Here is a 4,959-nt window from a genome sequence, read left to right on the forward strand (position 1 = left end):
TGGCTGCCGACCGCGGCGATCGTGGCCCTGCTGGGCGAGTCCGGCGTCACCGCCGGCGCGGCCAGGACCGCGATCAGCCGGCTCGCCCGGCGCGGTGTGCTGGAAGGCACCCGACGCGGCCGGCACAGCTCCTACCGCCTCACCGAACCCGCCGCCGTCGACCTGTCCGTCGGCGGCACCTCCATCGCCGCCTTCGCCGCCGGACCCGACACCTGGGACGGACAGTGGACCGCCTTCGTGTTCACCATGCCCCAACAGGAGAAGACCCGACGCAGCTCCCTGCGCGCCCAACTGCGCTGGCGCGGCTACGCACCCCTCTACGACGGCGTCTGGGTCTCACCCCACCCCCTCACCGAACAGGACCACACCGAACTCGTCGCCGCCACCCCCGGCGCCACGACCGCCTTCCGCGCCCGACACCTGCGGTTCACCACCGGCACCACCCGCGACCCCATCCAGGCCTGGGACACCACCGCCATCGCCGAGCGCTACCAGCAATTCATCCACCGCTGGAACCCCCTGCTCCCCCGCATCCGCACCGGCCACGTCACCGGCGCCGACGCCGTCCGCGCCCGCACCGAGGTCATGGACACCTACCGCCGCTTCCCCGCCATCGACCCCCTCCTCCCCCTCGCACTCCTCCCACCCGACTGGCCACGCACCCACGCACGCGACATCTTCCTCGCCGTCTACGACGGACTCGCCCACCCCGCCCAACACCACGTCCGACACGTCGCCACCCACCTCGACAACGAACCCCACCCCGACATCCGCGCCCACACCGTCGCCCAAATGGCCACCGGCTTCGGCGGTGCGTCAGCCGGCATCGGCGCCGACCAGGACGCGGTCGGCACGCGGGCGAGCCGGTAGCCGAAGCCGCTGCCGGGGCAGACCGCGGCGTCGAACCCGTTGGTCTCCGGGACGTCGCGCATGTCGGCGTGGACGAGCTCGACGTTCTCGGACATGCCACCCGCGCTGAATCGTGACGTCCATCCACGAAAAGTGCGGCCGACAACGGCTCGGGTGCAAACAGGATCTGTGCGGACGCAGTGGCACCACCGCACCGGGGGTCGTGGATGGAATCGAACACCGACAAGTGGTCGGTGCCGTCGCCGGTGAACCACGTCAACCTGGAGGCGAACGCGGCCAACGGCGCGGTCGTCTACCAGTCCGGTCGGGACAGCCACCTGCACTTCCACGACGGCACGGGCCGCACTCGCCGGCTCGAGTCCGGAGTGGTCGTCGACGCCTGCCCGTACCCCGGTCTGGCCGCGTTCGGGCCGGGGGAGGCGCGCTGGTTCTTCGGCCGGGACCGCACCACGGCCGATTTGCTGGGGTTGCTCGGCCGGCGGGCGGCCTCCGGTGGTGTGCAGGTCGTGGTGGCCCCTTCGGGTGCGGGCAAGTCGTCGCTGCTGCGGGCCGGTCTGCTGCCCCGGCTGCATCGCCAGGCGCTGCCGGGGTCGCGGACGTGGCCCAAGTCGGTGTTCACGCCGACCGCCCAGCCGCTGCGCTCCCTCGCCGTGCAGCTCGCCCCGCTGATCGGCGCCCACCCGACGGTCGTGGCGGAGGCACTGGTCTCGCACCCCGAGTGGTGCGCGGGACGGCTCAGGGGACGGCACCCGGCGTCCCGCGTGCTGCTGGTGGTCGACCAGTTCGAGGAGCTGTTCACCCTCTGCGCGGACGAGGGCGAGCGGCACGCGTTCGTCGACGTGCTCAGCCGACTCGCCGCACCGACCGCGAGCGGCGCGGACGTGCTGGTGGTCATCGGGGTGCGCGCGGACTTCTACGGCACCTGCGCCGACTACCCGGCGTTGCGGGTGGCGCTCCAGGACAGCCCCGTGGTGCTCGGGCCGATGTCGTACTCCGAACTGCGCGAGGCGATCGTGTACCCGGCGCGCGCCGCGGGGCTGGACATCGAGCCGGGCCTGGTGGAACTGCTGCTGCGTGACCTGGGCGCCACCGAAGGCGCGACCGGCTACGAGGCGGGCCGGTTGCCCCTCCTGGCCCACGCGCTGCGCGGAGCGTGGTACGAGCGGCACGGCGCCACGCTCACCGTCGACGGCTACCGCACGACCGGCGGCATCGAACGCGCGATCGCCCAAACGGCCGACCAGGTGCACGCCCGACTGGACCCGGTGGCACAGGGCGTGGCGCGGTCGCTGTTCCTGCGCCTGGTCAAGATCGGTGACGGCACCGACGACGCGCGCTGCCGGTTGTCCCGCGCCGAACTCGTCGACACCGGTGACAACCCGGTCGCCGCGGCGGCGGTGCTCGACGCGTTCACCGCGAAACGGCTGCTCACCCGCCACCGGGACGCCGTCGAGATCACCCACGAAGCCCTGATCCGCGCGTGGCCGGTGCTGCGCGGCTGGCTGGACAAGGACCGCGACGGCCTGCTGGTGCACCAGCGGCTCACCGACGCGGCGGCCACCTGGGAGCGGAAGAACCGCCCACCGGACGCGCTGTACCGGGGTGTGGTGCTGGCCGACGCGCGCGCCGCCGCGGAGAAGCGGCACGTCGTGCTGTCACCGTCGGAGCAGGAGTTCCTGGCGGCCGGACGCCACGCGCAGCAGCGCGACACCCGCAGGCGGCGGCGGATGGTCGGCGGTCTCGCCGTGGTCACGGTCCTCGCGCTGGTCTTCGCCGGCATGGCGGCCTACAGCGCGTCCGTCGCCGCCACTGCGGAGCGCGAGGCACGGGCGCAGCAGCTGGTCGCCCAGGGCGAGAAGTTCAGCGCGGTCAACCCGAGGGCGTCGGTCCTGTTCGCGCTCGCCTCCTGGAACACGGCGCACACCCCTGAGTCGCGTGGCGCGGTGCTGAGCACGCAGACCAACCCGTACGACGGCACCACCGAGCTCGGCGGCCCCCTGTTCACCGTGGCCGCCACCGCCGACGGGCAGCTGATCGCCACGGGCGGCGAGGAGGGGATCGTCCGGTTGCTGTCCCCGGCGGACCGCACGGTGGTGCGGGAGATGGACCTGGGGCGCCCGGTCACCGCGCTCGCGTTCAGCCGCGACAAGGTCCTCGCGGCGACGACCGCCGGACCCGGGACACCTGCGGCGCCTTCCGAAGACGGAGGTACCGAGGCGACCGGAAAGGTCGTGCTGTGGCCGGACGCCATGTCGGACGCGGGGCGCAAGGAGTTCGACGCCGGACAGGGGGACCTCTTCGAAGTCGCGTTCAGCGCCGACGGCGCGTCGCTGGCCACGGCGGGGGCCGACCCGGGCATCAAGCAGTGGGTCGTCGGGACCGGGGAGCCGCACGGGCCGGCGTTCGGCGACAACGGGGGACCGGTGTTCGACGTCGCCTACCGGCCCTGCGACGGGTGCACGGAGATCGTCGCGGGCACGGTCGGCGCCGTCCGGAGGTGGGACCGGGTCACCGGGCGACCGCTGGGCACGTCGGTGGTGGCCAAGGACGCCCGGGTGCTCGCGGTCGACTTCAACGCCGACGGGTCGTTGCTCGCGACCGGCGGCGACGACCAGTCGGCGCGCCTCTGGGACGGCGGCACCGGAGCCCTGCTCGATGCGATGGCCGGCCACGACCTCTCGGTGAACGACGTGGCCTTCGCGCCGGGCGAGTCGTGCGGGACGAGCGGCAACCAGCCGGGCTGCACCTTGATGACGGTCAGCTTCGACCTCACGACGCGGCTGTGGAACGTCACCCGGGAGGAGGGCGTGGTCACCTCCGCGGAGAGGACGACCCTGGAATCCCAGGACACGACCGCGTTCGGCGCCGTGTTCGTCGGTGGCTCCTTCCGGGTGGTGACGGCCAACGACAACGGCACCCTCGGTTGGTGGAGCGTCGACCGCTCGCAGGTGTCCTCGACCGGCGCGGTCAACGACATCGCCTTCACCGACGACGGGAAGCACGGGGTGTCCGTCGACGCCACGGGCGGTGTCCTGACGAACTACTGGGGCGGCGACGGGAAGTTCCTGCGCGGGCCGAACGCGGTCTACACCGATGTCTCGTTCAGCGGGTCCGGCAACCGGGTCGCCGTGGCCGGCGGCAGCGAGATGGCGAACGTGTCCGACTTCGACCGGGTCGGGGTCGTCCTGAACGGGCACTGGTCCACGGCGGCCGAGCGGCCCGGCACCGTCCACGCCATCACCTTCGGCGCGGACGACGACACGGTGTTCACCGGCGACACCACCGGCAAGGTGAACCGGTGGGACGTCGAGATCACCGACGGCGGGACGACCCTCCGGAACCCCGTCGAGCTGAAGGCGCCCGGCACGGGTGCCGCGCACCAGAACGCGGTGTGCGGGATGGCGATCGACGACAACCGCACCACGCTCGTCACCGGCGGCTTCGACCACGTCGCGAGGTTGTGGAACGCCGCCGACGGGACCCCGAAGGGCAAACCGCTGGTCGGCCACCATGACCTGGTGTGCGGGGTGGCCTTCGACCGGACGGGCGAGGTCGTCGCGACGGCGAGCTTCGACAACACGGTGCGCCTGTGGGACGCCCGCACGGGCGACCCGCTCGGGGAACCGCTCGTCGGGCACACCGGCCCGGTGCTCAGCGTCGCGTTCGACGGCCGCGGCAAGCTGGCCAGCGGCAGCTACGACCGCACGGTGCGGCTGTGGGAGGTCGCCGATCCCGCCGCCCCCACCCCGTGGGCCGCCCTCACCGGTCACCGCGACAAGGTCAACGTGGTGCGCTTCCGCCCCGGTACCGCCGAACTGCACACGGGTGGCGACGACCGCACCGTGCGCGTCTGGCGGTTGGACTTCGTGGGTCCCGACGGGGTGCTCGCGGACGCGTGCGAGCAGGTGCGGGGCGACCTCACCCGCGCCGGTCTGGAGGAGCACACGCCGGAGTTGGACCCGGACGAGCACCTGTCGATGTGCGACGGGTGACGCCGGACGGCGGATATTCAGGGGTTGTCGACGGGGATGGTGTCGAGGACGGTCTGGGCGATGGTGTGGGCTGGTTGTCGGTAGGTGTGGGCGAGGG

Annotated in this window: 2 protein-coding genes; both read left to right on the plus strand. The window is 72.9% G+C overall.

Features of this window, described 5'->3' with window-relative positions:
- On the plus strand, positions 1-870 hold an 870-nt coding region (locus tag AB0K14_RS40780), incomplete at its 5' end, for a PaaX family transcriptional regulator C-terminal domain-containing protein (RefSeq protein WP_364340573.1).
- Between the two features lie 206 nt (positions 871-1,076).
- Complete coding sequence (locus AB0K14_RS40785) at positions 1,077-4,862, plus strand: hypothetical protein (RefSeq protein ID WP_360466727.1); 3,786 nt, start codon at positions 1,077-1,079, stop codon at positions 4,860-4,862.
- Positions 4,863-4,959: the final 97 nt, after the last annotated feature.

It is taken from the genome of Actinosynnema sp. NPDC050801 (assembly GCF_040673975.1).
In the GTDB taxonomy this organism is placed as follows: Bacteria; Actinomycetota; Actinomycetes; order Mycobacteriales; family Pseudonocardiaceae; genus Actinosynnema.

Coding starts and splice junctions, on each gene's coding strand:
- AB0K14_RS40785 (WP_360466727.1), top strand. CDS start 1,077: ATGGAATCGAACACCGACAAGTGGTCGGTGCCGTCGCCGGTGAACCAC.